The 22800-nt window shown below is 73.4% G+C and carries 21 protein-coding genes and 1 riboswitch; of the genes, 7 read left to right on the top strand and 14 right to left on the bottom strand.

The genetic code is table 11. The features are described 5' to 3' along the window. Positions 1–43: 43 nt before the first annotated feature. From ACQEVZ_RS51160 to ACQEVZ_RS51140, 5 genes are all read right to left on the bottom strand, one after another. On the bottom strand, positions 44–691 hold the full coding sequence (locus ACQEVZ_RS51160) for a response regulator (RefSeq protein ID WP_433382631.1): 648 nt from the start codon (positions 689–691) through the stop codon (positions 44–46). Next, entirely contained in the window at positions 688–2622 is a 1935-nt protein-coding gene (locus tag ACQEVZ_RS51155; RefSeq protein ID WP_433382629.1) for a sensor histidine kinase, read from the bottom strand. The genes ACQEVZ_RS51160 and ACQEVZ_RS51155 overlap by 4 nt, the downstream gene beginning before the upstream one ends. Positions 2623–2634: 12 nt before the next feature. Beyond that, positions 2635–3318 carry a hypothetical protein gene (locus ACQEVZ_RS51150; protein ID WP_433382627.1) on the bottom strand — a complete coding sequence of 228 codons (684 nt, stop codon included), beginning with the start codon at positions 3316–3318 and terminating at the stop codon, positions 2635–2637. 67 nt (positions 3319–3385) lie between these two features. Beyond that, positions 3386–4186: an alpha/beta hydrolase gene (locus ACQEVZ_RS51145; RefSeq protein WP_433382625.1), complete on the bottom strand. Its 801-nt coding sequence runs from the start codon at positions 4184–4186 to the stop codon at positions 3386–3388. Positions 4187–4226: 40 nt separating this feature from the next. Next, positions 4227–4895, bottom strand: a complete 669-nt coding sequence (locus tag ACQEVZ_RS51140; RefSeq protein ID WP_433386140.1) for a hypothetical protein — start codon at positions 4893–4895, stop codon at positions 4227–4229. Positions 4896–5068: 173 nt separating this feature from the next. On the opposite strand from ACQEVZ_RS51140, the gene ACQEVZ_RS51135 reads away from it, so the two are divergent. Further along, entirely contained in the window at positions 5069–6535 is a 1467-nt protein-coding gene (locus ACQEVZ_RS51135; protein ID WP_433382623.1) for a fibronectin type III domain-containing protein, read from the top strand. A gap of 45 nt (positions 6536–6580) precedes the next feature. Here the strand turns inward: ACQEVZ_RS51135 and ACQEVZ_RS51130 are convergent, their stop codons facing one another. Continuing rightward, positions 6581–7294 (bottom strand): TetR/AcrR family transcriptional regulator, encoded by a 714-nt coding sequence (locus ACQEVZ_RS51130; RefSeq protein ID WP_433382621.1) that lies wholly within the window; start codon positions 7292–7294, stop codon positions 6581–6583. Between the two features lie 128 nt (positions 7295–7422). Between ACQEVZ_RS51130 and ACQEVZ_RS51125 the strand changes: the two genes are divergently transcribed. Beyond that, a complete protein-coding gene (locus ACQEVZ_RS51125; RefSeq protein ID WP_433382619.1) occupies positions 7423–9642 on the top strand; it encodes an MMPL family transporter in 2220 nt (739 codons plus the stop codon). Between the two features lie 87 nt (positions 9643–9729). Continuing rightward, on the top strand, positions 9730–10338 hold the full coding sequence (locus ACQEVZ_RS51120) for a hypothetical protein (protein ID WP_433382617.1): 609 nt from the start codon (positions 9730–9732) through the stop codon (positions 10336–10338). Positions 10339–10345: 7 nt separating this feature from the next. Here ACQEVZ_RS51120 and ACQEVZ_RS51115 read toward each other — a convergent pair whose 3' ends face one another. Genes ACQEVZ_RS51115 through ACQEVZ_RS51105 form a run of 3 tightly spaced genes read right to left on the bottom strand, consistent with a single transcriptional unit; the run spans position 10346 to position 13457 of the window. Further along, entirely contained in the window at positions 10346–11203 is an 858-nt protein-coding gene (locus tag ACQEVZ_RS51115; RefSeq protein WP_433382615.1) for a carbohydrate ABC transporter permease, read from the bottom strand. Next, on the bottom strand, positions 11200–12153 hold the full coding sequence (locus tag ACQEVZ_RS51110) for a carbohydrate ABC transporter permease (RefSeq protein WP_433382613.1): 954 nt from the start codon (positions 12151–12153) through the stop codon (positions 11200–11202). The genes ACQEVZ_RS51115 and ACQEVZ_RS51110 overlap by 4 nt, the downstream gene beginning before the upstream one ends. After that, the gene (locus ACQEVZ_RS51105; protein WP_354904120.1) at positions 12150–13457 is read right to left on the bottom strand and encodes an ABC transporter substrate-binding protein; all 1308 of its coding nucleotides are present in this window, start codon (positions 13455–13457) and stop codon (positions 12150–12152) included. The genes ACQEVZ_RS51110 and ACQEVZ_RS51105 overlap by 4 nt, the downstream gene beginning before the upstream one ends. 238 nt (positions 13458–13695) lie before the next feature. On the opposite strand from ACQEVZ_RS51105, the gene ACQEVZ_RS51100 reads away from it, so the two are divergent. After that, positions 13696–14511, top strand: a complete 816-nt coding sequence (locus ACQEVZ_RS51100; RefSeq protein ID WP_433382611.1) for a hypothetical protein — start codon at positions 13696–13698, stop codon at positions 14509–14511. On the opposite strand, the gene ACQEVZ_RS51095 is transcribed toward ACQEVZ_RS51100, so the two are convergent. From ACQEVZ_RS51095 to ACQEVZ_RS51080, 4 genes are all read right to left on the bottom strand, one after another. Next, positions 14492–15553 carry a carbohydrate kinase family protein gene (locus ACQEVZ_RS51095; protein WP_433382609.1) on the bottom strand — a complete coding sequence of 354 codons (1062 nt, stop codon included), beginning with the start codon at positions 15551–15553 and terminating at the stop codon, positions 14492–14494. The genes ACQEVZ_RS51100 and ACQEVZ_RS51095 overlap by 20 nt on opposite strands. Before the next feature lie 8 nt (positions 15554–15561). Further along, positions 15562–16953, bottom strand: coding sequence for a condensation domain-containing protein (locus ACQEVZ_RS51090; protein ID WP_433382607.1), 1392 nt, complete (start codon positions 16951–16953; stop codon positions 15562–15564). Positions 16954–17025: 72 nt separating this feature from the next. Then, positions 17026–17172, bottom strand: coding sequence for a hypothetical protein (locus ACQEVZ_RS51085; RefSeq protein ID WP_360564191.1), 147 nt, complete (start codon positions 17170–17172; stop codon positions 17026–17028). A gap of 207 nt (positions 17173–17379) precedes the next feature. Continuing rightward, positions 17380–17982 carry a methyl-accepting chemotaxis protein gene (locus tag ACQEVZ_RS51080; RefSeq protein ID WP_433386138.1) on the bottom strand — a complete coding sequence of 201 codons (603 nt, stop codon included), beginning with the start codon at positions 17980–17982 and terminating at the stop codon, positions 17380–17382. Positions 17983–18103: 121 nt separating this feature from the next. Between ACQEVZ_RS51080 and ACQEVZ_RS51075 the strand changes: the two genes are divergently transcribed. Together ACQEVZ_RS51075 and ACQEVZ_RS51070 are read left to right on the top strand one after the other, a co-directional pair. Next, entirely contained in the window at positions 18104–19561 is a 1458-nt protein-coding gene (locus ACQEVZ_RS51075; protein WP_433382604.1) for a serine/threonine-protein kinase, read from the top strand. A 58-nt stretch (positions 19562–19619) separates the two neighbouring features. Next, the gene (locus ACQEVZ_RS51070; protein ID WP_433382602.1) at positions 19620–20960 is read left to right on the top strand and encodes an FAD-dependent oxidoreductase; all 1341 of its coding nucleotides are present in this window, start codon (positions 19620–19622) and stop codon (positions 20958–20960) included. 146 nt (positions 20961–21106) lie between these two features. Here the strand turns inward: ACQEVZ_RS51070 and ACQEVZ_RS51065 are convergent, their stop codons facing one another. Then, positions 21107–22339 carry a PQQ-binding-like beta-propeller repeat protein gene (locus ACQEVZ_RS51065; protein ID WP_433382600.1) on the bottom strand — a complete coding sequence of 411 codons (1233 nt, stop codon included), beginning with the start codon at positions 22337–22339 and terminating at the stop codon, positions 21107–21109. 99 nt (positions 22340–22438) lie between these two features. After that, positions 22439–22505, top strand: a riboswitch (guanidine-III (ykkC-III) riboswitch). A gap of 15 nt (positions 22506–22520) precedes the next feature. Between ACQEVZ_RS51065 and ACQEVZ_RS51060 the strand changes: the two genes are divergently transcribed. Then, entirely contained in the window at positions 22521–22781 is a 261-nt protein-coding gene (locus ACQEVZ_RS51060; RefSeq protein ID WP_344499082.1) for a CBU_0592 family membrane protein, read from the top strand. Positions 22782–22800 lie beyond the last annotated feature (19 nt).

Genomic DNA, 22800 nt, shown 5'->3' with positions numbered 1-22800 from the left:
AGCGAGCCTACCGGCGCCACCGGCCGCGGATCTTGGGAATCGATCAGCCCAGCCCGGCCTCGCGGGCCAGGTCGATGGCCTGGGCGCGGTCCGCGACCTGCAGCTTCGCGAAGATGTTGGAGACGTGGTTGCGGACCGTCTTCTGGCTCAGCCCGAGCCGCTGCGCGATCTGCGGGTTCGTCAGGTGCTGCGCGACGAACGCGAGGATCTCGTGCTCCCGCGCGGTCAGCCCGGGGATGGCCGGGGTGGGCGGGTCCCGGTCGACGTTGGCGAAGTAGCCCATCAGCCGGGTCGCGATCGCCGGGCCGAAGATCGCCTCGCCGTCGGCGACCACCTTCACCGCGCGGATGATCTCCAACCGTCTGGCGCCCTTCAGCACGTACCCGCGAGCCCCGGCACGCAGCGCGGCGAACACCGAGTCGTCGTCGTCGGCCATGCTCAGCACCAGTACGCGCACGTGCGGGCTGGCCTCCAGGATGCGCTGGGTCGCGGCGATCCCGCCCATGCCGGGCATCGCGAGGTCGAGCAGCACGACGTCCGGCTGCGCGCGGGCGAGCGCGGTGAGGGCCTCCTCGCCGCTGGCCGCCTCGCCGCAGACCTCGACCTCGCCGGTGGTGGCGAGCAACGCCCGCAGCCCCGCCCGGAACTGCGCGTGGTCGTCGACGATCAGCACCCGCACGGTTTCGCTCACGCGATGCCTCCGATCGGCAGGGTGGCGGTGACGGTGGTGCCTTCGTCGGTCGCCGCCACGTCGAGGGTGCCGCCGAGCTCGTCGGCGCGTTCGCGCATCGAATGCATGCCCACCCCCGCGCCGCTGGTCGTGAACCGGCCGTCGTCGGTGACCGACAGCCACAGCCGGTCGCCGTCCACCCGCAACGCTAGCCGGACCGTGGTCGCGCCGGCGTGGCGGCGGGCGTTGTTGAGCGCCTCGACCGCGATCAGGTACGCCGCGACCTCCACCGCGGCGGGCAGCGCCGGCAGGTCGTCGGCGGCGTCCACGCCGGCCCGCGGCCCGCCGGGCGGCCAGCCGGCGAGGTGGCCGACGAGCGCGCCGCGCAGCCCGAGCGTGTCCAGGGCCGGCGGGCGCAGGCCCTCCACGAGCCGGCGCACGTCGGCCATGGCGGTCTCCGCGTCCCGGACGATCTCCTCCAGGAGGCGCTCCGCCGCGTCCGGGCCGACCGCGAGGGCGGTCTCCGCCCGCATCGTGAGCCCGGCGAGGGTGGGGCCGAGGCCGTCGTGCAGGTCGCGGCGCAGCCGGCGGCGCTCCTCCTCCCGGGCCTGGACGAGCTGTTCGCGGGAGCGCTGCAGGTCGGCGGCGAACCGGCCGGCCTGCACGGCCGGCCCGATGTGCCTGGCCACGTCCGTGAGCAGCCGCAGGTCGCGGGGGCCGAGCGCCGGCTCGCCGGGCCGCGGGCCGATGAGCAGCGTGCCGACGGTGACGCCGCCGGCGACGAGCGGCAGCTCGACGGGCTCCGCCGGTCGGGTCCCGATCTCGTAGGAGCGCCCTCCGTCGGCGTCGATGCGGATGTACGACAGCTGCAACGCCTCCCGGACCGTCGCGGTGCTCGTCGCCAGGACGGCCAGGGGGTCCTGGGTCTGCGCGAGCCGTTCACCGAGCCTGGCGAGCACCGTGTAGGGGTCGTCGCGCTCGCCGTACACCAGCAGATTCACCCGGCGTTGCACCCAGGTGCGGGCCGTGCCGAAGACCAGGGCGGCGGCGACCGCGGCCACCACGGACGAGGCGCCCAGATAGCCGACGATGACGAGGTACGCGCAGCTGACGCCGCCGGTCAGCACGACGAACACGGCGGTGCGGCTGATCAGCAGGTCGATGTCGAAGAGCCGGTGCCGCAGCACGGCGACGCCGATCCCGGCGGGGACGAGCGCGAGGGAGACGCTGCCGGCGAGGTCCCACCACACGTTTCCGGCCGGCCAGATCTTGTCCCGGTGGCTGTCGGTGAGCCCGGCGACGAGCCGGCCGACGACGACGAGCGCGACGAGGCCGATCGAGTACGCCAGCCAGCGGGCCTGGGCGCGCCTGGCTCCCGTCGCGGTGACGGCCTCGGCGACGACCCCGGCCGCGCCGGCGACGAACAGCAGGCCCGCCGCCGCGGTGAACACGGACTCGACGAGCGGGGCGACGCCGCCGAACCCGGCCACACCCAGGGGGTTGGGCAGGCCGTCGGGCCCGACCTGGTCGTTGTGCCCCGGCTTCAGCGCGCCGGTGACCGCGGCGGCGGCGGCGAGGGCGGTGACCGTCCACAGTGCCCGGCGCATCCACCGGCCGGGGCGGCCGTCGGGGAAGAACGCGGGCACCGCGGCCAGGGCGAGGTTCGCGGGCGCCCACAGCCAGGTCTGCGGCCACGCCGCCGCGGTCGCGCCCGGCAGGCCGCGGATCGCGTACTGGCCGAACGCCTCCAGGAACACGAAGCACGCGGCGCCGAGCAGCAGCAGCCGGCCCAACGGGTTGGCCGGCCGCTGCCGCAGGACGAGGCCGCCGGCGACCGTACAGGCGGAGACGGCGAACAGATGGCTGACGCCGGCGAGCGGGGCGCCGTTGGCCATCGCCAGCCACACCGCCGCGCCCGCGACGGCGAGGGTGGCCCAGGCTGCACGGTGCATCGCCTACCGACCTTAACGAGCTTTCCGGAGCCCGAACCCCAGGCCCGCGACGAGGACCCACAGCGCGCCGGGGAACAGCGACGCGTACTGCACCGGGAACGCCTGCGTCGCGGCCACGAGCAGCGCGAGGACGGCGCTGGCACCCGCCAGCCACCTGCTGGCCGAGCCGTGCCGGAACCCGCCGACGGCGACCGCGGCGGCGGCGAGCCCGGCGCCCGCCCACAGCCAGCCGATCGTGTTGTAGACCTCGACCAGCGCGGCGATCGTGTCGGGGTCCCAGCGGTCGGGTTCGCCGAGCGCCCAGTACAGCTCGGTGCAGATGCCGCCGCCGATGAACGCGGCCACGGCGACGAGCCCCACCCCGGCGGCCGCGATCCCGGGCACGAGGCTGCCGGCGGGCTCCTGCACGGCGAGGTGCCGGCGCAGCCCGGCCGCGAACACGATCAGGCTCACGGCGGCGATCACGCTGCTCACCTGGTACACCCAGACGAGGTCGCGGTGCGCGACGATCGCCGCGACGAGCTGCGCGTTGTCCTTGATGCCGTCGCCGACGTCGGCGGTCAGGTCCGCGCCGAGGAAGATGCCGACGGCGCCGGCGAGCCCGCCGACGGCGCCGGTGAGCGCCCAGCCCCGGCGGGGCGCGGTGTATGTCTGTACGGCCGCCGCGGAGCGGTCCGGCACGGTTGAGTTCGTCATGCCAGTGAGCGTGCCGGTCCGGTGTCCCGGGCCGCATGGGTCAGCTGATCCCACCCACCCGGGACAACTAGGGAGCCGCGTTGGCCTTCAGGAACTCGGTGACGGCCGCGGTGGCCTCGGCGGTGCCGTCGGCGGTGACGGTGAGCAGCGACGTGCCGTGCAGCCGGCCCGGGACGAGGGCGATGCGGCGGCGCGGGTCGGTGGTCGCGCCGTACATCGTCTGCGCGTCGGCGGCGAACGAGGTCTCGCCGGTGGCCGCGACGTACAGGACGGGCACGGCGATCCGGGCGGCCGCGGCGGCGGCGTCCTCGCCCGCGTAGGTGGCGGGCGCCGACAGGCTCACCGCGGCGGTCACCGGCGGCTCGGCGGCGGCCGCCGCGACGAGGGAGGCGGTGCCGCCGCGGGACGCGCCGATGAGGACGACCTTCTCGATACCGAGGGTTCGCGTGTACGCGACGGCCCGCAGGACGTCGGCGGACGGCTTGCTCCCGTCGCCGCGCTGGGAGCGGCCCTCGCCGGCGAAGTCGAGGGCGAGGACGCGGTAGCCGGCGGCGGCCTCCTGCCTGGCCCAGGACAGCCAGGAGCACGCGTCGGCACTGGCCTGCGGCGCGAGGACGAGCACGGTCCTGCTCGTGGCCGCGCCGAGCAGCACGCCGGTCAGGAAGCCGCCGTTGCCCGGGAACGCGACCTGCTTGTCGTTGAGCTCGGGGTCGGCGCAGCGCCGGTCCGTCGGGCTCGGCGCCGCCTGCGGCGCGGACGCTTCCGTCGACGGTGCCGCAGGCGGTGCCCCGTTTGGTGTCGCGGCTGGGTCGCCGCCGCAGCCGGAGAGCAGGGCCACCGCCAGCAGTCCGAGTCCGATGCGTCTCATGCTGGTGAGGACCGCCGGGGCGCGGCCCGGGTTGCCGCCGCTACCGGATCGTGACCAGCCCCGGCTGCGCGGCGGCGACGACGATGAGCAGCGGCGTCTCGTCGTAGCCGCAGACCAGCCACGCGTGGCTCGCGTACGTCTGCTGGGTGTACGACGTGTCGTGCGGCATCTGCTGGTAGCGCACGCGTTTGCCGTCGAAGTCGAGCCAGTGGACGGTGACCGCGTCCTTGCGCGTGTTGACGAACGTGACCGCGGTGGCGGCGCCCGTGGTCCCGGACCTGAGCGTGCCCTCCTCGGTCACCGGCCGGGTCGCCAGCTCCGGCAGCGCCGGCGGCGTCGACGTCTCGGGCCGCTCCGGCAGCCGTGGCGGCACGGTCTCGCCCGTCGCCGGCGTCGCCGCCGCGGTGGTCGCGGTGGTCGCGGTGGTCGCCGGGGGCGCCGCCACGGACGGGTCGTCGCCATCGTCACTCGCGAGGCGGACCACGATGACGGCGGCGCCGACGAGAAGTGCGAGGACGCCGAGGATCGCCGCGCCGACGACCCAGGGCAGGAGGCCCCCGCCCCGGGGCGGGTTGCCCCGCCGCGGCAGGTGGTGCGGCGGCGGGTACGGATGGGGCTGCGCCTGCTGCTGCGGCGGCGGGGGTGTCCAGGGCTGCGGACCCGGTGGCGGGGACCAGGGTGCGGGTGGCCGCCGGTCATCGGGGGGCATGGTCACGGCGGCAGCGTATCGCCGGGCCGCCACCGCCCGGATCGGCCGATCACCCCGGATCCGATCAACTGTCACAGCACCACCGGCGAATGTCGCCCGGACACGCCGAGTAGTCGCTACATTACCTTCGGTAGGCATTTGTCCAGAATGCTCCAGAGGGGACCGTTACCGTGGTGACCAGATCCGTGCCGCGCCCCGCTCGCCGTGCCGTCCGCGCTTTCCGTGCCGCCCGGGCCGTTCAGGCCGCCCGCGCCGCCCGGGCCGGCCTCGCGCTGGCGGCCGTGGGCATCGTCGTCGTCGGCGCGACCGGGGGCACGGCGTTCGCTGGTCCCGGCCAGTTCAACCGCCCGAGCCCGGACGGCGGCACCGAGGTGCGCAGCCACGGCGTACACGCGACCGGCGGCGACCGGGAGGTCAACGACCGCAAGGCCGGCAAGCTCCCCGCCGCCCCGAACCCGAAGGCGCCCGCGAAGGCCGGCACCACCACCAAGGCCGCCTCGAAGCCTGCCACGAAGGCCAAGGCCAAGCCTCGCAAGGCCGCGCACAAGCCGGCCGCGAAGCCGCCGCGCAAGGCCCCCGCGGGCAACCCGTCCGCCCCCGGCGCCGCCGCCCTGTCGACCCCCGTGCAGCAGGTGGCCGCCGCCCCGACCGTGGTCACGGTCACCGCCCAGTCCCCTTCGTCGCTGAAGGTCTCGTGGAAGGTCAACATCGGCGAGACCGGCATCGTCGACCACTTCGAGGTCACCGCGATCGAGGACGCCACCAAGACCTGCCGCACCAGGACCAGCGCCGCGACGAGCTGCGTCGTGCCGGCGCTGACGCAGGGCGCGACGTACTCGTTCACGGTCCGCGCCATCGCCGTCCCGGACTCCGGCGCCCGCAGCTCGGTCCTGAGTGCCCTGTCCGCCCCGGCCACGGTCGGAGCCCCCGCCGCCGCCCAGACGACCCCCGCCAAGGCGCCGGCCACCGAACCCGCCCGCGACCCGCACCAGGCCGCCCCGGCCTCGACCGGCGCGGCCCACACGAACCCCGCCACCCGGCCCGCCGCACAGACCGCGACCGGCACGCCCCGGACCGCTTCCCATGGCGCGACCGGCACGAGCCAGACCGCTGCTCAGGGCACGGGCACGACCCAGGCCGCCGCCCAGGGCGGGACCGGCACGACGCAAGCCGCCGCCCAGGGCGGGACCGGCACGACGCAGACCGCCGCCCAGGGCGCGACCGGCACGACCCAGAGCGCTGCCCAGGGCGCGACCGGCGCGACGCAGACCGCGAACGGTGCCGTGCCGGGTTCGAACGCCGCCGCCCGGACCCCGAACCGCGCCGCGCAGGACGCGAGCCGCGCCGCGCAGCACCGGACCACACAGGACTCGACACGCCGGCTCCCCGGCACCGACAAGGGCCGCGACACCGCCCAGGCCGGCACAGCGGGCCAGCACCACGGCGCCACCGACGGCTTCGGCGCCCTGCTCGGCCTGCCGAACGGTACAACTGACACCGCCGTCGTCACGGCCACCGCCGAAACCCGCGACGGCCGGCGGACCCGGCCCGGCGTCCTCGCCCTGCTGGGCCTCGGCGCTCTCGCCCTCGCCGGCCTCGTCACCGCCGCCGTCACCCGCGGCCGCCGCGTCGCCGGCTGACCCACCCGCCGCCCGCGTCAGGTTCGCTGTCGGAGACCGTCCAGCTCAGAGGGTCCTGGGGGCGGGGAGGCCGGCGGTCTCGGCGGTGAGGCGGGCGTGGCCGTCGAAGAGGGCGTCGCGGCCCTCCTCGGTGATCCAGTCGAAGTGGCCGTAGGCCTCCAGGGCGGCGAAGCCGTGCAGTGACGACCAGGCGTGCAGCATGGCCTGGAAGGTCTCCGCCGGGACCGGTACACCCGACTGCTGGTGCTTCTGCTCGGCGCACGCGGCGATGGCGGGGTGCACGTCGCGCAGCCGGGGGCGCCCGAGCACGCCCTGCGCCTGGGCTTCGAGGAAGAGCGACGACAGCTGTGACATCGCCCGCTGGGCGGCCTCGGTGGTGGGGCCGTCGACGGGGGCGGCGTAGCCGGGCAGGGGCATGCCGAGGATGAGGGCGAAGCGCTGCGGATCCTGCCGGGCCCATTGACGGTACGAGCCGGCGACCGCCATGAACCGGCCGCCGACGTCGTCGGAGGGAACCGCGTCGCGGGCCTCGGCGACGCAGCGGCCGAGGTCGTCGTACGCGTCGGCGATGAGGGCGCTGAGCAGCTCGTCCCGGTCGGCGAAGTAGCGGTAGAGCGCCGGCGGCGTCATCTCCATGGCCCGGGCGATGTCGGCGAAGCGGATGTCGACGGTGCCCTGCTCCCGCATGTGGGTGAGGGCGGTGTGCTTGATCTCGTCGATGGTCGCCGCGCGCGCCTTCTCCCGCCGGGGTGTGTTCATGAGTCCTCCTGATGACCGTTCCGTTAATCATCGTTACAGAAGTGAAGGCGCTTGACAAGCGACGGGTCGTCATGTTGGTTAATAGGCATAACGCAACTGACGCCCATTCACTGCTGAAGGCAGGGATCATGACCGACCTCCCGAACCCAGCGCTCGGCCCGCTCGGGCGGCTCGCCCGGGTGGCGTACCGGCGGCGTGGCCGGACCGTCGTCGCGTGGGTCGTCGCGCTCGCCGCGGCGTTCGCGCTGTCCAACTTCTTCGGCGGCGACTTCGCCGCCGACTACTCCGCGCCCGGCTCCGACTCCAAGGCCGCGACGCGGCTGCTCGAGGAGCGCTTCACCAGCCAGTCCGGCGCGACCGTCGCGGTCGTCGTCCGGGCCGACAACGGCGTCGCCGGCGTGAAGGGCGACGTGCAGGCGCTCCTGGCGAAGCTCGCGGCCGCGCCCCACGTCGCAGGCGTCGCCGACCCGTTCGCCGCGCCCGGCGGGATCTCGCAGGACGGCCGGACCGCGGTCGCCGACCTGCGCCTCGACGTGGTCAACCCCGACGACATGCCGGTCGAGGACAGCCAGCGCCTGATGGACATCGCCACCGAGGCGAGCCGCGCCGGGCTGACGGTCGCGCTCGGCGGGCAGAGCATCCAGCGCGCCGAGCAGGGCGAGATCGGCTCCGAGGGGATCGGCCTCGCCGCCGCCATCGTCATCCTGCTGCTGATGTTCGGCTCCGTGATCGCCGCCGGCCTGCCGGTCCTGGTCGCCGTCGCCGGGCTCGCCGTCAGCGCCACGCTGACCGGGGTCCTCATCCGCTTCGTCGACGCGCCCGACTGGTCCACGTCGCTGGCGACCATGATGGGCATCGGCATCGGCATCGACTACGTGCTGCTGATGGTCACCCGCTTCCGCGAGTGGCGCGCCGCCGGCCTCGACCCCGAGGCGGCGACCGTCGCGACGCTCGACACCGCCGGCCGCTCCGTGATGGTCGCCGGCAGCACGGTCATCGTCAGCATGCTCGGCCTGTTCGCGATGGGCCTGTCGTTCATGCGCGGCGCGGCGCTCGTCACGATCCTCGGCGTCCTCGTCACGCTGGTCGCGAGCGTCACCCTGTTCCCGGCGCTGCTGGGGTACCTCGGCCGGCACGTCGACAAGCTGCGCCTGCCGCTGCTGCGCCAGGGTGCCGTGACGGTCGCCGCCGGCGGGCACGTCGAGCCCGGCAAGGGCTGGCTGCGCTGGAGCGGGCTGATCCAGCGGCACCGCTTCGTCTCGGCGTTCCTCGGCGTGGCGATCCTGCTCGCGCTCGCCGCGCCGTTCCTCGGCGTCCGGTTCGGCTTCCCGGACGCGGGCAACAACCGCGCCGAGACCACCACCCGCCAGGCCTACGACATGGTCGCCGAGGGCTTCGGCCCGGGCGCCAACGGCCCGCTCGTGCTCGCCGTCGAGCTGACCCACCCCGGCGACACCACGGCGCTGGACAAGCTCGCCGCCGCCCTCCCCGGCGTCAACGGGGTGGCCGCCGCGATGCCCGCGCAGGTCAACCAGGACGGCACCGCCGCGGTCATCACGGTGCTGCCGCGCACCGGCCCGCAGGACTCCCGCACCGAGGACCTCGTCGAGCGGCTCCGCGACATCCTGCCGCAGACGGTCGCCGGCACCGGCGCCGACGTCCACGTCGGCGGGATGACGGCCACCGCGATCGACAGCACCGCCAACATCGCCCGGCGGATCCCGCTGCTCATCGGCGGCGTGGTCCTGCTGTCGATGCTGCTGCTCCTGGTGTCGTTCCGCAGCGTCGCGGTGGCGCTGAAGGCGGCGGTGATGAACCTGCTGTCGGTCGCCGCCGCGTACGGCGTGGTCGCCCTCGTCCTGCAGGGCGGCTGGGCCGGCAAGCTGGTCGGCATCGACACCGAGACGCCGCTGCCGGCGTTCGTGCCGGTGCTGATGTTCGCCGTCCTGTTCGGCCTCTCGATGGACTACGAGGTCTTCCTCGTCAGCCGCATGCGCGAGGTCTGGACCCGCACCGGCGAAAACGCCCGAGCCGTCACCGACGGCCTCGCCGGCACCGGCCGTGTCATCACCGCCGCGGCCGCCATCATGATCGCGGTGTTCGCCGCCTTCATCCCCAGCCCCGACCTGGTCCTGAAGGTCATCGGCGTGGGCATGGCGTCCGCGATCCTCCTCGACGCGACGGTCGTCCGCCTCCTGCTCGTCCCGGCGGCGATGCACATCCTCGGCCGCGTCAACTGGTGGATGCCGGCCTGGCTCGGCCGCCTTCTGCCCGAGCTGCACGTCGAGGGCAAGGCCCAGGACCACCTGCCGGCCGAGCCCAAGGAACTGGCCACGACCACCGCCTAATGGCGCGGCGAAGAGCGGGCCCGACCTGTGGCCCGCTCTTCGCCGTTTCGTGATCAGGTGGGTCGATGCGTGCGGGAGGATGCCGGCATGGACGACTGCGACGACACGCCGTGGGACCTGAAGATGTCCGGCTGGCGGTCGGACTTCGCGCGTGCGCGGGTGCAGCTGGACCGGCAACGGGACCGGCTGCTCGCGCTGGCCGGCCGGCGGGTGACCGCCGGCTGGACCGGCTGGGACGCCGAGCGTGACCGGTGGTTCGAGGACATCCCGCTCGTGCTGGTCATCGACGACGGGACGCAGCTGGAGCTCGCCTGGCAGGCCTGGGACGGCCTGTCCGTGACCTGGGACACGATCGATCTCGCGGTCGGTCCCGAGGTCATCGGGCGCCCGCACGAGTGGCGGCCGTCGGCGCCGGAGCCGCTCGCGGCGGTCGTCGGCCGGGTGGTGACGGAGATCGCGGTGACCGAGTCCCCGTGCTTCCGGGGTGGTGACGACGTGGATTTCAACGTCGACCCGTTGCCGTGGCACGCCTTCGCCGGCTGGGTGACGTCCGGCCTGTGGATCGTCACGGACGGCGTCGGGCTGCACGTCTACAACGGGCCCGATGCGAACGGGCTCGGGACCGTCCCGTTCAAGCCGGGCTACGAGAGCGCGACCCGAGTGTCGCCCCTGGCGACCTTCGTCGGGGAGGGATGAGCGGCGCTCAGCCCTTGGTGGAGCCCAGGGACAGGCCGGCGATGAAGTGCTTCTGCAGGGCCACGTAGACGATCAGGGTCGGGATCGCGGCGATGAGGGCGGCCGCCGCGATCATGTTCTGGTTGGCGACGAACTGGCCCTGGAGGTTGGCCAGGGCGGAGGTGACGGGTCGTTTGTCGCCGGTGGAGATGAGGGTGATGGCCCAGAAGAAGTCGTTGTAGATCCAGGTGGTGAGCAGCGTCGCCAGGGCGGCGAGGGCGGGGCGGCACAGGGGGAGGGTGAGCCGCCAGAACCGGGTCCAGACGCTCGCGCCGTCGACGACGGCGGCCTCGTCGAGCTCGTGCGGCAGGGTCTTCATGTAGTTGCTGAGGACGAAGACGCAGAAGCCGAGCTGGAACGCGACGTTGATGGCGATGAGTCCGAGGTAGGAGTTGTACATCAGGCCGCTCTCGCTGACCCAGTGCGGGAGCGGGATGGCGAGGTACAGGCGGAACAGCGGCGTGATGATGACCTGCTGCGGCAGCAGGTTGCCGGCGGTGAACAGGATGAGCAGGGCGATGTTCCAGCGCAGCCGCAGCCGGGCCACGACGTAGGCGAACGACGAGGCCAGCAACAGGGTCAGCACCACGGCCGGCACCGTGACGATCAGCGAGTTGAGGAAGAAGCGCCACATGTCGGACTGGGTCCACGCGGCGCGGAAGTTGGACAGCGTCAGGCCGGACGGCAGCGAGACGTAGCCGTGCGCGTTGGTGTCGGCGATCGGCCGCAGCGCCACGTACAGCGCGAACAGGATCGGCGTCAGCCACAGCGCGATCATCACGAGCATGAACGCCTGGGACGCCACGCGCCACGGGCGGCGGGTCATGAGCGGGCCTCCTCGCGGCGGAACGCCTGGTACAGGAACAGCGTGATCGGCACGAGCGAGATGACGAGCAGGATGACGCCGAGGGTGGAGCCGAAGCCGATGCGTTGGGTCTCGCCGACGATGTTCTGGGTGACGGCGACGGACAGCAGTTCGAGGCCCTTCAACGGGTTGCCGCCGGAGGTGATGTACACGAGGTCGAAGGCGCGCAGCGACTCGATCACCGTCACCACCATGACCACGATGTTGATGGGGCGCATGGCGGGGAAGACGACCCGCCAGAAGGTCTGCCAGGCCGACGCGCCGTCCATGAGCGCGGCCTCGCGTAGGGCTGGGTCCACCGCCTTCAGCCCGGCGAGGTAGAGGATCATGACGTAGCCGGCCTGCCGCCAGCTGGCCTCGACGAGCAGGGCCCAGAGGTTGAGGGACGGGTCGCCGAGCCAGTCGATGAGGTTGTCGTCGCCGGTACGGTGCAGCAGCGAGTTCACCAGGCCGAAGTTCGGTGAGTAGATGAGCTCCCAGATGATCCCGATGAGGGCGAGGGAGAGCATCACGGGCAGGAACAGGATGCTCTGGTAGATCCTGGAGCCGCGGATGCCCCGGTCGATGACGACGGCGAAGAGCATCCCGAGCGGCGTCGCGAAGCACACGAACACGAGCAGCCAGATGATGTTGTGCCGCACGGCCGGCCAGAAGTCGGGGTACGTGGTGAACGCCTGCTCGTAGTTGCGGACGCCGTACAGGCAACCGGGCTGCGGGATGCCCGGCGCCGACGGCAGCGAGTCGCAGGACTGCAACTGCACCCCGCCGACGCCGGTCCACTTCGTGAACGACAGCCCCACCGACGCCAGGGCCGGCCCCCAGATGAGGAACGCCTCCAGCAGCAGCGGGATGCCGAGCATGACCGCGACGACCGCGACGTCGCGGCGGGTGAGCAGGCGCCGGCGCTTCACTTGGTGAAGATCGTCTTGGCCTGGTCCTCGGCGCTCTTCAGGATGGAGGTGACCGTGCCCGGGCTCGGGTCGTCGATGAACGTCTGGATCAGCTTGATCATCGCGGTGGCCATGTCGGGGACCGTGTCGCGGTCCATGAACTGCGACACGTTCTTGCACTTGGCGATCTCCGCGACGGACTTCTTCTGGATCTCGTTGTAGGTCGGCGCGACCAGACCGTTGGCGAGCCCGACGTCCCAGTGGTCGTTCTGCAGGAAGCTGGTCTCCGCCTCGGGGGTGCCGATGTACTGCAGGACGACCTTCGCGGCGGCCGAGTTCCTGCCCTTCTTCGGCAGGATGAAGCCGTCGGTCGGGGCGTCCATGTAGTACTGGCCGTGCTCGGGGTTGATCGCGGGGTAGGGGAAGAAGTCCAGGTCGGCGAGGTTCGCGGGGGAGTAGTTCGCGGCGACCTGGTTGGAGCCCTGGAACATCATGCCGGCCTGCTTGTTCTCCAGGGTCTTGGCCGCGTCCTGCCAGGTGCGCCCGTTGGCGCCGTTCTGCACGTACGGCATGAGCTGCCGCCACTGGTCGAACACCGCCGCGACCTTCGGATCGGTCCACGGCACCTCGTGCTTCATCAGCCGCATGTGGAAGTCGTAGCCGTTGATGCGCAGGTTGAGGATGTCGAACGTGCCCAGCGCCGGCCAGCCGTCCTTCTCCGCGAACGCGATCGGCACGAGGCCGTCGGTCTTCATCTTCTGGCACAGCGCGATGAACGCGTCCCAGGTCGTGGGGACCTGGTAGCCCTTCGCGGCGAAGACGCTCTTGTTGTAGAAGACGACCCACGGGTAGTTGTACAGCGGCACCAGGTAGTAGTGCCCGTCGATGCCTTTCGACAGGCTGCGCGCCGCGTCGTTGAACGTGCCGCCGATCTTCTCCCACACGTCGTCGATCGGCGTGAGCAGCCCCTGCGCGGCGAAGAACTGCAGCCGGTAGCCGGCGAACCAGGTCGCCAGGGAGTCCGGCGTGCCCTGCAGGTAGCTGCTGATGTTGTTCTGGAACGTGTTGTGGTCGGTGGTGTTGACCGTGATCGGCACCTTCGTCGCCGACGTCGCGGCCGCGCACAGCGCCGCGAACGCCTGCTTGGTGGCGTCGTCGGAGTAGTTGGACCCGAACGTGATCGGGTCCGTGGGGGCGCCGGAGTCGGGCGCCTTGCCGTCGTCGTCATCGCCGCAGGCGGCGAGGAACGTGGGCGCTCCGAGGAGCGCGGACGCGGCGGCGAGGCCTTTGAGCGCGGAGCGGCGGGACAACCGGGCGTCCGTCATGTTCGCCTCCTGGCGGATTCGGCGAAAAGGCAACAGGTTCCAACGCGGATGCTCATAAGCCATCACAGCAAAGCCCGTCGATGTGACAGTTGTCAACCATTGACCGACATCGCGATCTCCCGGCCCGCACCCAGAGCCGCGCCGAGGACCCGGTCGGCACGGGTTGAGTACGTGTACCTGCCGGCACGTGAGTAGCGGCACGGTGCCGTACAGGAGCGACAGGCGGGACAGTGTCGCCATGAGCTCCTATCGAGGTGCCAGCATGGCCAGGTGGTGGGCGACGGTCGTGGTCGGTGCCGCGGCCGCGCTGCTGTTCGCCTGGCTCGGCAAGGTCGCCGGCGTGTCCCTGCGGACCCTGCTCACCGTCGGCGCCGGGCTCGCCGCGCTCATGTGGACGGTCGTGCTCGTCACCTGGCCGTGGAACCTGTACTTCGACGCCCGGCACGTCACCGCCGAGCACGAGGTCTCCCGCGCCCGGGGCATCGCCGTCCCGCCGGCCCGCGACGACGAGGCGCGGCGGATCGCGCGGTGGATGCTGCGCTTCGCGATCGGCGGGCACCTCGCCACCGCCGCCGTCACCGCGGTCTTCGCGGCCGTGTCCGGCGAGCTGACCGGCTACTACCTCGCCGGGTTCTACCTGCTGTCCACGCTCGTGCGGCCGGCCGCCGCGTACTTCGGCCACCTCCGCGACCGGATCACGTCGCTGCGCCGGGAGAGCACCCACCCCCGCGACGACGTCGTCACGCTCAACGCCGACGTGGAGTCGCTCAAGGAGGCCGTGGAGCGGGTGCAGCGGGAGCTCGACGAGGCCCGGACGGCCACCGCCGACGACCTGGCCAGGCTGCGCAAGCAGGCGGGCACCGACCTGACCCGCCTGGAGGACGCGCAGGCCGCCGACCGGGCTGCCGCCCGCGACCGCGACGAGGCGCTCAAGGCCCGCATCGACCAGATGGCCCGCCGCGTCGAGGGCACCCTCGACGGCATCAGCGACCACCAGGAGCTGCTGACGGGCATCCGCGCCCTGGTGCGGATGATCAGGACGGATCCGGCCTAGCCCCGTCCTGCCACGCGCGGAAGACGGCCGGCAGCCCCGGGTGACCGGCGTCGGCCAGGTGCACCAACTTGTGCCTGGTCATCGCCATCCCGAGCCGGACGCCGTCGTGCAGGCCGGCGCCGCCGGCCAGCGCCGCGACGAGCCCGGCGGCGTAGACGTCCCCGGCGCCGGTCGCGTCGACGACCCGCTCCACCGGCACTGGGTGCTGCGGATGGAAGCGGGCCCGCAGCAGCGGCCCCGACCGCGTGAACGTCGTGACGCCGGCGGGGCGCTTGACGTGCACGAAGCGCCCGGTCCGGCCGACCCGCAGGATCCGGTCCGCGGCCCACGTGTCGTCGCCGGTCGTGCCGAGGGCCTGCAGCTCCCGCTCGTTGAGCAGGACGTGGTCGGCCAGGGTGGCGAGCGCGGTGACCGGCGCCGACCCGCTCGCCGCCCACACGTGCCCCGGGTCGAACGACAGCACCGTCTCCGGGCTGCGCTCCCGCACCGCGGCGAGGACGTCGGCGAGCACCACCGGCGTCAGCTGGTCCAGGAACGACGTCACGTGCACGATCCTGGCCGCCGACAGGTACTCCACGACCGCCTCGAACTCGACCTCCAGGTGCGCGGCCATGCGGTCGTTGGCGCCGGGGTGGACCAGCAGCGTCCGCTCACCGTCCTCGACCAGCGACAGGCACATGCCGCTGAGCTCGCGGGGCTCGTCACGCAGCATCCCCGTGTCGACGCCGAGCGCGCGCAGCCGCTCCGCGAGCGGGGCGCCCGGCACCGGCAACCGGCCGGCGACACCGACGTAGCCGAGCCGGAGCCCGGCATCGATGTGCGCCAGCGCGTTGATCGTGTTGTAGGCGGACCCGCCGACGGCGACCCGGACCGCCGCGCCCTGCACCGTGCGCATGGCGGCGTCGACCGTCGCCGCGCCGACCCTGCCCTCCGCGCCCCAGGCGACGGAGCCGCGCAGCAGCGCCTTCGCGGCGGGTGACACCGGGGCGATCGAGTCGAGGTTGAGGGCCCCGACCCCGACGACGTCGAACCTGAACCCCACCTGACTCCTCAGCCGGCCACAGTCTGATGCTCCCCGACCCCGACTGCGACCCCGGTCGGCGACGCGGCGTCGAACGCCGCCTCCACGGTAACCCGCTCCATCTCCGCGGCGAGCGCCTGGATGTCGGCGGGGGACAGCCGGTGCGTGTCGGCGCAGATCGAGACGTCCACCGCGCCGGGCGCGGCATCGACGCTGATGTTGAGCTCGGCGTCCAGCACGTCGACCTTCCGGTTCCACCAGCTCGTCGACAGCGGCACCGCGTCGGCCAGCTGACCCGGGGTCGCCAGGTCGTCCGCGGGCGGCGGCGCGCCGTCGCGGGTGCGGCGGTCGTTCACGATGATCGAGAAGTCGACGTCGCCGCGGTCCGCGCGGACCCGCTCCAGCATCGCCGTCAACGCGAGCGGGTCGAAGTGGCCGTGCATGTACGCGTTCGTCGCCGCCGTCCACGCCCGCCCGACCACCTCGTCGAACGTCGCGCCGGCCACGTCGACCGCGCAGATGCTCAGCTGGGCGAGCTGGCTCACCGAGTCGGCGCAGCCGGGGCGGAAGCGGTTGCTCACCACCAGCTGCGCGACGCTCGGGTTACGGCCCGTGAGTCTGGCCAGGGCGACCGAGTAGGCGGCGAGGACCACGTAGCCGACCCCGGCGCCGGTGCGGTGCGCGACCAGCTGCATCGCCAGGTGCATCGCCGGCGAGCGGTGGGTGAGCTCCCAGTACCGCGGCTCCCGCGGGTCGTCGGAGACGCCGAACCGCCGCGCCGGGATCGCCCGCAGGATCTGCTCCCAGTGCCGCAGCGACTTGTCGCTCTGCCGCCGCCCGGACGCCGTCGCCTGCTTCGCCGCCATCTCCAGCGGCGTCAGCCCGGGCAGCGGCGCCGCCGTCGTGCCGGTCGCCGGGTCGAGGTGCGCCATGTCCCGCACGATCGCGTCGATGCCGAAGCCGTCCACGGCGACGTGGCAGTACAGCACGACGACATGCGTCACCGAACCGTCGCGGCACACGACGCCCATCCGCACGGGCCACTCGGCCTCGTAGTCGAACGGCGCCGCCTCGTACCGCAGCCGCAACGCCTCGGCGACGGCCTCCGGCTCCTCGTCGGTGCCGACGACGTCGACGACGTCCAGGGGCACCTCGCCGGACTCCGACACGACCTGCCGGACCGGGTCGCCGAACCGCAGCCTGGTCCGCAACGCCTGGTGACGGCTCACCAGATAGCGCAGCAGGGTCTGCATGGACTCCACCGGCGTCCCCGGCGGCATCGCCACGGTCCCGCCGATGTTCATGCTCAGCCCGGTGTCCCGCATGGTCTGCCAGATCCCCAGCTGCGCCCAGGTCAGGTCGGCCTCCCCGGCCCCCTCACCGTGAAACGGCACGAGGATGCGACGTGTGCTACTGCCCATTCGCCATTTCCCTTCTCGGACCGCCCAGGGAAATTCTCTGCACGCATCCGAAGAAGTCAATGGCCCGGGTGGTCAGGGGGTGATGGAGGCCCGGCGGGCGGCACGCGAGCGGCGCACGCCCAGGACGCCGACCACGATCAGGAGGACGCCGAACACGCCGACACCCGCGACGATCATCGTCAGGTCGTGCAGCGTCAGGTTGGACATGAACGAGGACATGGTGCCAAGTGTGCCAGTTCGCCGGCCGCCGCGATGCCCCGGATGATCATGTGGAGCGAGCGCCGGCCGGCCCGCGGCCACCCGGGCCGGCCGTCTCGCTTCCGGTGAGCTTGTGCGATCGCATGCTTCGCTTCCGGTAACACCAGTCTCAGTGGAACCGTCCGGCACGGGGCACGAACCGCCGCAGCACCACCCGATCGATGATTTTTAGGGCACCTTGAGAGCGGCCACCGTGCTCGACAGGCCGGCGGTGAGCCGGTCGAGCTCCGCGGCGAGCTCCTTGGCGCGCAGCACGGTCGCGTGCGCCTCGCTGCGCTTGCCGGCGACGACGGTCATCGTGTCGGCGATCTCGGCGGCGCCGCCGGCGGCCCGGCCGATGCCGCCCGACATGCCCGCGGTGGTGCTGCTCTGCTGCTCGACCGCGCGGGCGATCGTCGTCTGGAAGCCGCTGACCCGGCCGATGACGTCGGTGATCCGGCCGATCGCCTGCACGGCGCCGGTGGTGTCGGCCTGCAGCGCGGCGATGCGGCGGGTGATGTCCTCGGTCGCGGTGGCCGTCTCCTGCGCCAGGTCCTTGACCTCGCTGGCGACGACGGCGAAGCCCTTGCCCATGGCGCCCGCGCGGGCCGACTCGATCGTGGCGTTCAGCGCGAGCAGGTTCGTCTGCTCCGCGATCGACGTGATGACCTTGATCACGGCGCCGATCTCCGACGAGGAGTCGCCGAGCCGGGTCATCGTCCTGCCGGTGGCGTCGGTGACCCGGACGGCGTCGGCGGCCACGGTCGCCGCCTCGCCGCTGCTGCGGGAGATCTCGCCGATGCTGGCGTCCAGCTGCCGCGCGCCGTCGGCGACCCTCCCATCGGCCGGGAACGTGAGGAGACCAGAGGTTCCGGTGATGGACTTCCCGCATCGATGAGGCAGGATGACCCCGATGGGCGAGCTGCTGCTGGGGGGTCGCTATCACCTCGAGGAGCTGCTCGGCTCGGGCGGCATGTCGGTGGTGTGGCGGGCCCGTGACGAGGTCCTGCACCGCGCGGTCGCGGTCAAGGTGCTGCACCTGAACGACGACCGGCACGACGGCCGGATCCGTGCGGAGGCGCGCGCCGCCGCCGCGCTGTCGCACCCCAACCTCGCCCAGGTGCACGACTTCGGCGAGGACGGCTTCCCGTTCCTGGTCATGGAGCTGGTCGACGGCCGGACCCTCCAGCAGCACATGGACGACGGCCCGATGCCGCCGGCGGAGGTGTTCCGGATCTGCGCGGGCGTCGCCGCCGGGCTCGCCGCCGCGCACGAGGCCGGGCTCGTCCACCAGGACGTCAAGCCGGCGAACATCATGGTCACCCCCGCCGGCGCGAAGCTCGTCGACTTCGGCCTCGCCACGCCCGCCGGATCGCGGCTGCCCGACGACGTCCTCGGCACACCCGCGTACCTGGCCCCGGAGCGGCTGTCCGGGCAGGTCGCGCCGCCGTCGGACGTCTACGCGCTCGGGGTGCTGCTCTACCGGCTCCTGTCCGGTGAGCTGCCGTGGACGGCGGAGACGACCACCCAGCTGATCCGCGACCACGTCTTCACGCCGCCGCTGCCGCTGCCGCCGCTGCCCGGGGTGCCCGACGCCGTCACCAGGCTGTGCATGGTGAGCCTGGCGAAGGACCCGGCCGGCCGCCCCTCCGCTTCCGCCGCCGCCGGTGTACTGGCAGCGGCCGCCGCCACCGGGACGACACCGACCGGCGCGGTGGCCGTCCCGACACCGGCCGTGGCCACCACCTCCGCCGCCGCCGGCGATGCCGGGTCCGACCGCGCGGGGCGGGGGCGCCGGTTCGCCCTCGCCGCCCTCGTCCTGCTCGTCGCCGCCGCCTTCCCGTGGATCCTGGCCGCGCTGGACGGCGCCAACCGGCGCGACACCGCCGGCGCGGCCACCAGCGGCCCCGCGCATCCCGATGCCCAGCGCGGCACACTGCCAGGTGGCGCCGGGCCGGGCGGCACCGCGTCGACCGGCGCGACCGGTTCGCAGGGCCCGGGGCCGGGGCTGCCCCCGCAGCCGTGGGGCGGCACGCCCGCGACCACGCCGGCCGGGCCCACGACGCCCACGGGACCCACGACGCCCACCGGGGGCACGACGCCGCCGCGCACCGCCGGGCCGACGCCGCAGGGGACCATACCGGTCGCGTTCACCACCGAGGCCGGCACCGTCCAGGCCGCGTGCGCCGGCGCCGGGCGGGTCCGGATCGTGACCGTGACGGTGACCAAGCCGTACAAGACGGAGACCCGCCAGGACGGTCCGGCCGCGACCGCGTTCGTCGAGCTCCGCCACGGCAACGCCCTCGTCCGGATGACGTTCACCTGCCCGTCCGGCGAACCTGTCATGAATGTGACGCGTAGCACCCGCTGATTCGCGCTGCGTGTACTTCTACCTATGAATTGTCGCTGGTCAATGGTCGGCTGGACTGATGACCAGACCTTCCAGGCACGCGGTGATCCTCGGCGCAAGCATCGCCGGGCTCCTCGCCGCCCGCGCGTTGAGCGACACCTTCGGCACCGTGACCGTCATCGACCGCGACGACCTCACCGGCACCGGCCCCCGCAAGGGCGTCCCGCAGGGCCGGCACGCGCACATGCTGTTCGCCAAGGGCCGCGAGGTCCTCGAGGACCTGTTCCCCGGCCTCACCGGCGAGCTCGTCGCCGCCGGCGCGCTCACCGTCGACATCCAGGCGGGCTTCGCCTGGCACAACGGCCCGAACCCGATGGCCCGCGCCGCCTCCGACCTCGTCGTCCTGGCCGTCAGCCGGCCGGCCCTGGAGGACTACCTGCGGGCCCGCGTCGGCAAGCTCCCCAACGTCGCCCTCCGCGGCGGCCTCGAAGCCACCGGCCTGCTCCACGACCCGGACACGGGCGGTGGCACCGTCACCGGCGCACGGGTCGTCCCCGCCGGCGCCGGGCCGGGCGGCGCGGCCGCCATCGTCATCGAGGAGCTGCGGGCCGACCTGGTCGTCGACGCCACCGGCCGGGGCAACCGGGGCACCACCTGGCTCGGCGAGCTCGGCTACGCGTCGCCGGAGCAGGACAGCGTCATGGCAGGCGTCGTGTACGCCACCCGCGAGTACGAGCGCCGCCCCCTCGCCAGCGGCATGCTCGGCGTGCTGACCGGGGTGACGCCGGAGTACCCGTACGGCGCGGCGCTGCTGCCGATGGAGGGCGACCGCTGGATCCTGACCCTCGCCGGGCTCGGCGACGACCTCCCGCCCACCGACGAGGCCGGCTTCGCCGCCTACGCGACCCGCCTGCCGATCGGCGACCTCGCCGAGGTGGTGCACGGCGCCCGGCCGCTCGGGCCGGCGCGGCCGTTCCGGGTCCCGGCGAGCGTGCGCCGGCGGTACGAGCGGATCCCCCGCCACCCGGAGGGCTTCCTCGCCTTCGGCGACGCCGTCTGCGCCTTCAACCCGATCTACGGCCAGGGCATGACCGTCGCCGCGCTCGAGGCCCTGGAGCTGCGGGCCGCGGTCGCCGGCGGGCTCGACGGCCTGCCCCGGCGCTTCTACACCAGGGCGGCGAAGGTGATCGACACGCCGTGGGACATGGCCGTCGGCGGCGACCTCGCGTTCCCGTCCGTGCCCGGCAGGCGCACCGCGAAGATCCGGTTCTTCAACTGGTACATCGCGAAACTGCTGCGCGCGGCGGAGACCTCGCCGGAGGTGGCGGTCGCCTTCCACCGCACGGTGAACCTGACCGCGCCGCCGGAGCGCCTCTTCGCCCCGGCGATCCTGCGGCGGGTCTTCCTCGGCCGGCACTGACGTCGACAGCATCGCCGCCGCTGATGCTGACGGCGGCGCTGACGCTGGCGTTCACGGCGGCGCTGGCGTTGACGGCTGGCGCTGGCGTTGACGGCGGCGTTTGACGCTGGCGCTGACCGAGGTGCTGACGGCTGACGCTGGCGCCGTCAGCCGAGCGCGCGGATGGTCCGGTCGCCGACGACCAGGAGGCGGCCGGAGGCGAGCATGAGCTCGGCGGACGTGTCGTCGTAGGCGGCGAGCCGCAGCCGCCGCACCACGGCACCGTCCGTGGCGCGCAGCACGACGATCTCCGTGAACTCCGACGACGGCGTGAAATTGCCGTGCTTCACCGCGGCGTACACGTGCCCGCCGCCGCTGACCAGCGCGGCGTGCAGCGCGTTGTACTGGTAGCCCGGCAGCGCCAGCGGAGTGGCCCAGGCGGCGGCGCCCGAGACGGGGTCGTAGCGGCGGACGGTGCCGGTGAGGCCGTAGCCGAACAGGGCGCCGTCGCCGGCGGACAGGCCATCGACCCACTCGTCGCCGGCGGCGGTGCCGCGGCACCAGCGGACGGCGACGGTCGCCGGGGCGAGCGAGCACAGCGCCTCGGGGCCGGCGCCGGAGGCGAGCAGCGACCCACGGTGCCCGACGAGCGAGAACCAGGGCCGCATGCGGGTCCAGAGCCGGAGCCCGGTCCTCAGGTTGAACGCGAACAGCAGGCTCGCCCCGCCGCTGCCGTCGCCCGTGCCGCGGACCGGGCCGTAAGCGCCCTGCACGACGACGTCGCCCACCACCGCCGGCGCGCCGGCCGCGTCGCCGTCCACCGCGCCCGACCAGGCCAGGGTGCCGTTTCGGACGCGGTACGCGCGGAGGTGGAACCCGGTGCACAGCTCGCGGCACTTCGGTCCGCTGGTGACCAGGACGTGCCCGCCCGCGACGGTGAAGGGCAGGATCGCCCCGTCGTCGGGCAGCGGCACCTCCCACCGTTTCGCCCCGTCGCGGGTGTACGACGCGAGCCGGCTACGCGTGCCGTCGGCCTCGAGGCTGCGCATGAACAGGGCGCCGTCGACGTCGGCGAGCTGCAGCGGGCGGCGGCCGGCGAGCCGGCCCAGGACGGTGACGGCACCGGTGCGCACGTCGACGCGGCGCAGCGCGCCCTTGCCGTAGGCGACGGTGACCTTGCCGTCGGCGACGGCCGCGCCGCCGACGGTGTCGTCGCCGCCGGCCTGCCGCTGCCACACCTGCCGCCGCACGTCGAGGCCGCCGGTGCCGCTCTGGTGGTTGTCGTTGGCGGCGCCGCCGCCGTGCTGCGGCCAGTTGCCCGGGGTCGCCGCCACCGCGGGGTCCGCGAGCAGCGCGCCGGCGACACACACGGCGACGACCGCCGCCATCCTGCTGATCATGGAGTCAGCGAACCAGCGGCAGGTTGCAGGACGGTGAGAACGGTCGCAGTCCACCCGCCCGTGTGCCCGCGGGCGTCACGGCGTGCGATAGTCGGAGGGTGGCGGCGCGGTAGGCGCGCTGTCCCGGACGAGTCACGTCGTACCCGGCCCGACAAGACGACGTGGTGCCCGGGAGTGTGCCATGCTCGTCCAGATCCTCGGTTCCCTGTGCGTCCTGCTGCCCTTCGTGCTGGTCCAGCTCGGCGTGTGGACGTCCACGTCGCGCCGGTACGTGTGGCTCAACCTCATCGGCTCCACCGCCCTCGCCGTCGAGGCCGCCCTGGGGCACGACTGGGGGTTCCTGCTCCTGGAGGGCGTCTGGGCGCTCGTCTCCCTGCGCTCCCTCTTCACGTCCCGCTCCGGTCACACCGCCGCGCCGGCTCAGGACGCCAGCCGCACCTGACGCGTCGTGCAACCTTCGG

The sequence above is a fragment of the Dactylosporangium sp. CA-152071 genome (genome assembly GCF_050936335.1).
GTDB lineage: Bacteria > Actinomycetota > Actinomycetes > Mycobacteriales > Micromonosporaceae > Dactylosporangium > Dactylosporangium maewongense.
This window is presented reverse-complemented; position numbering and strand designations above follow the sequence as displayed.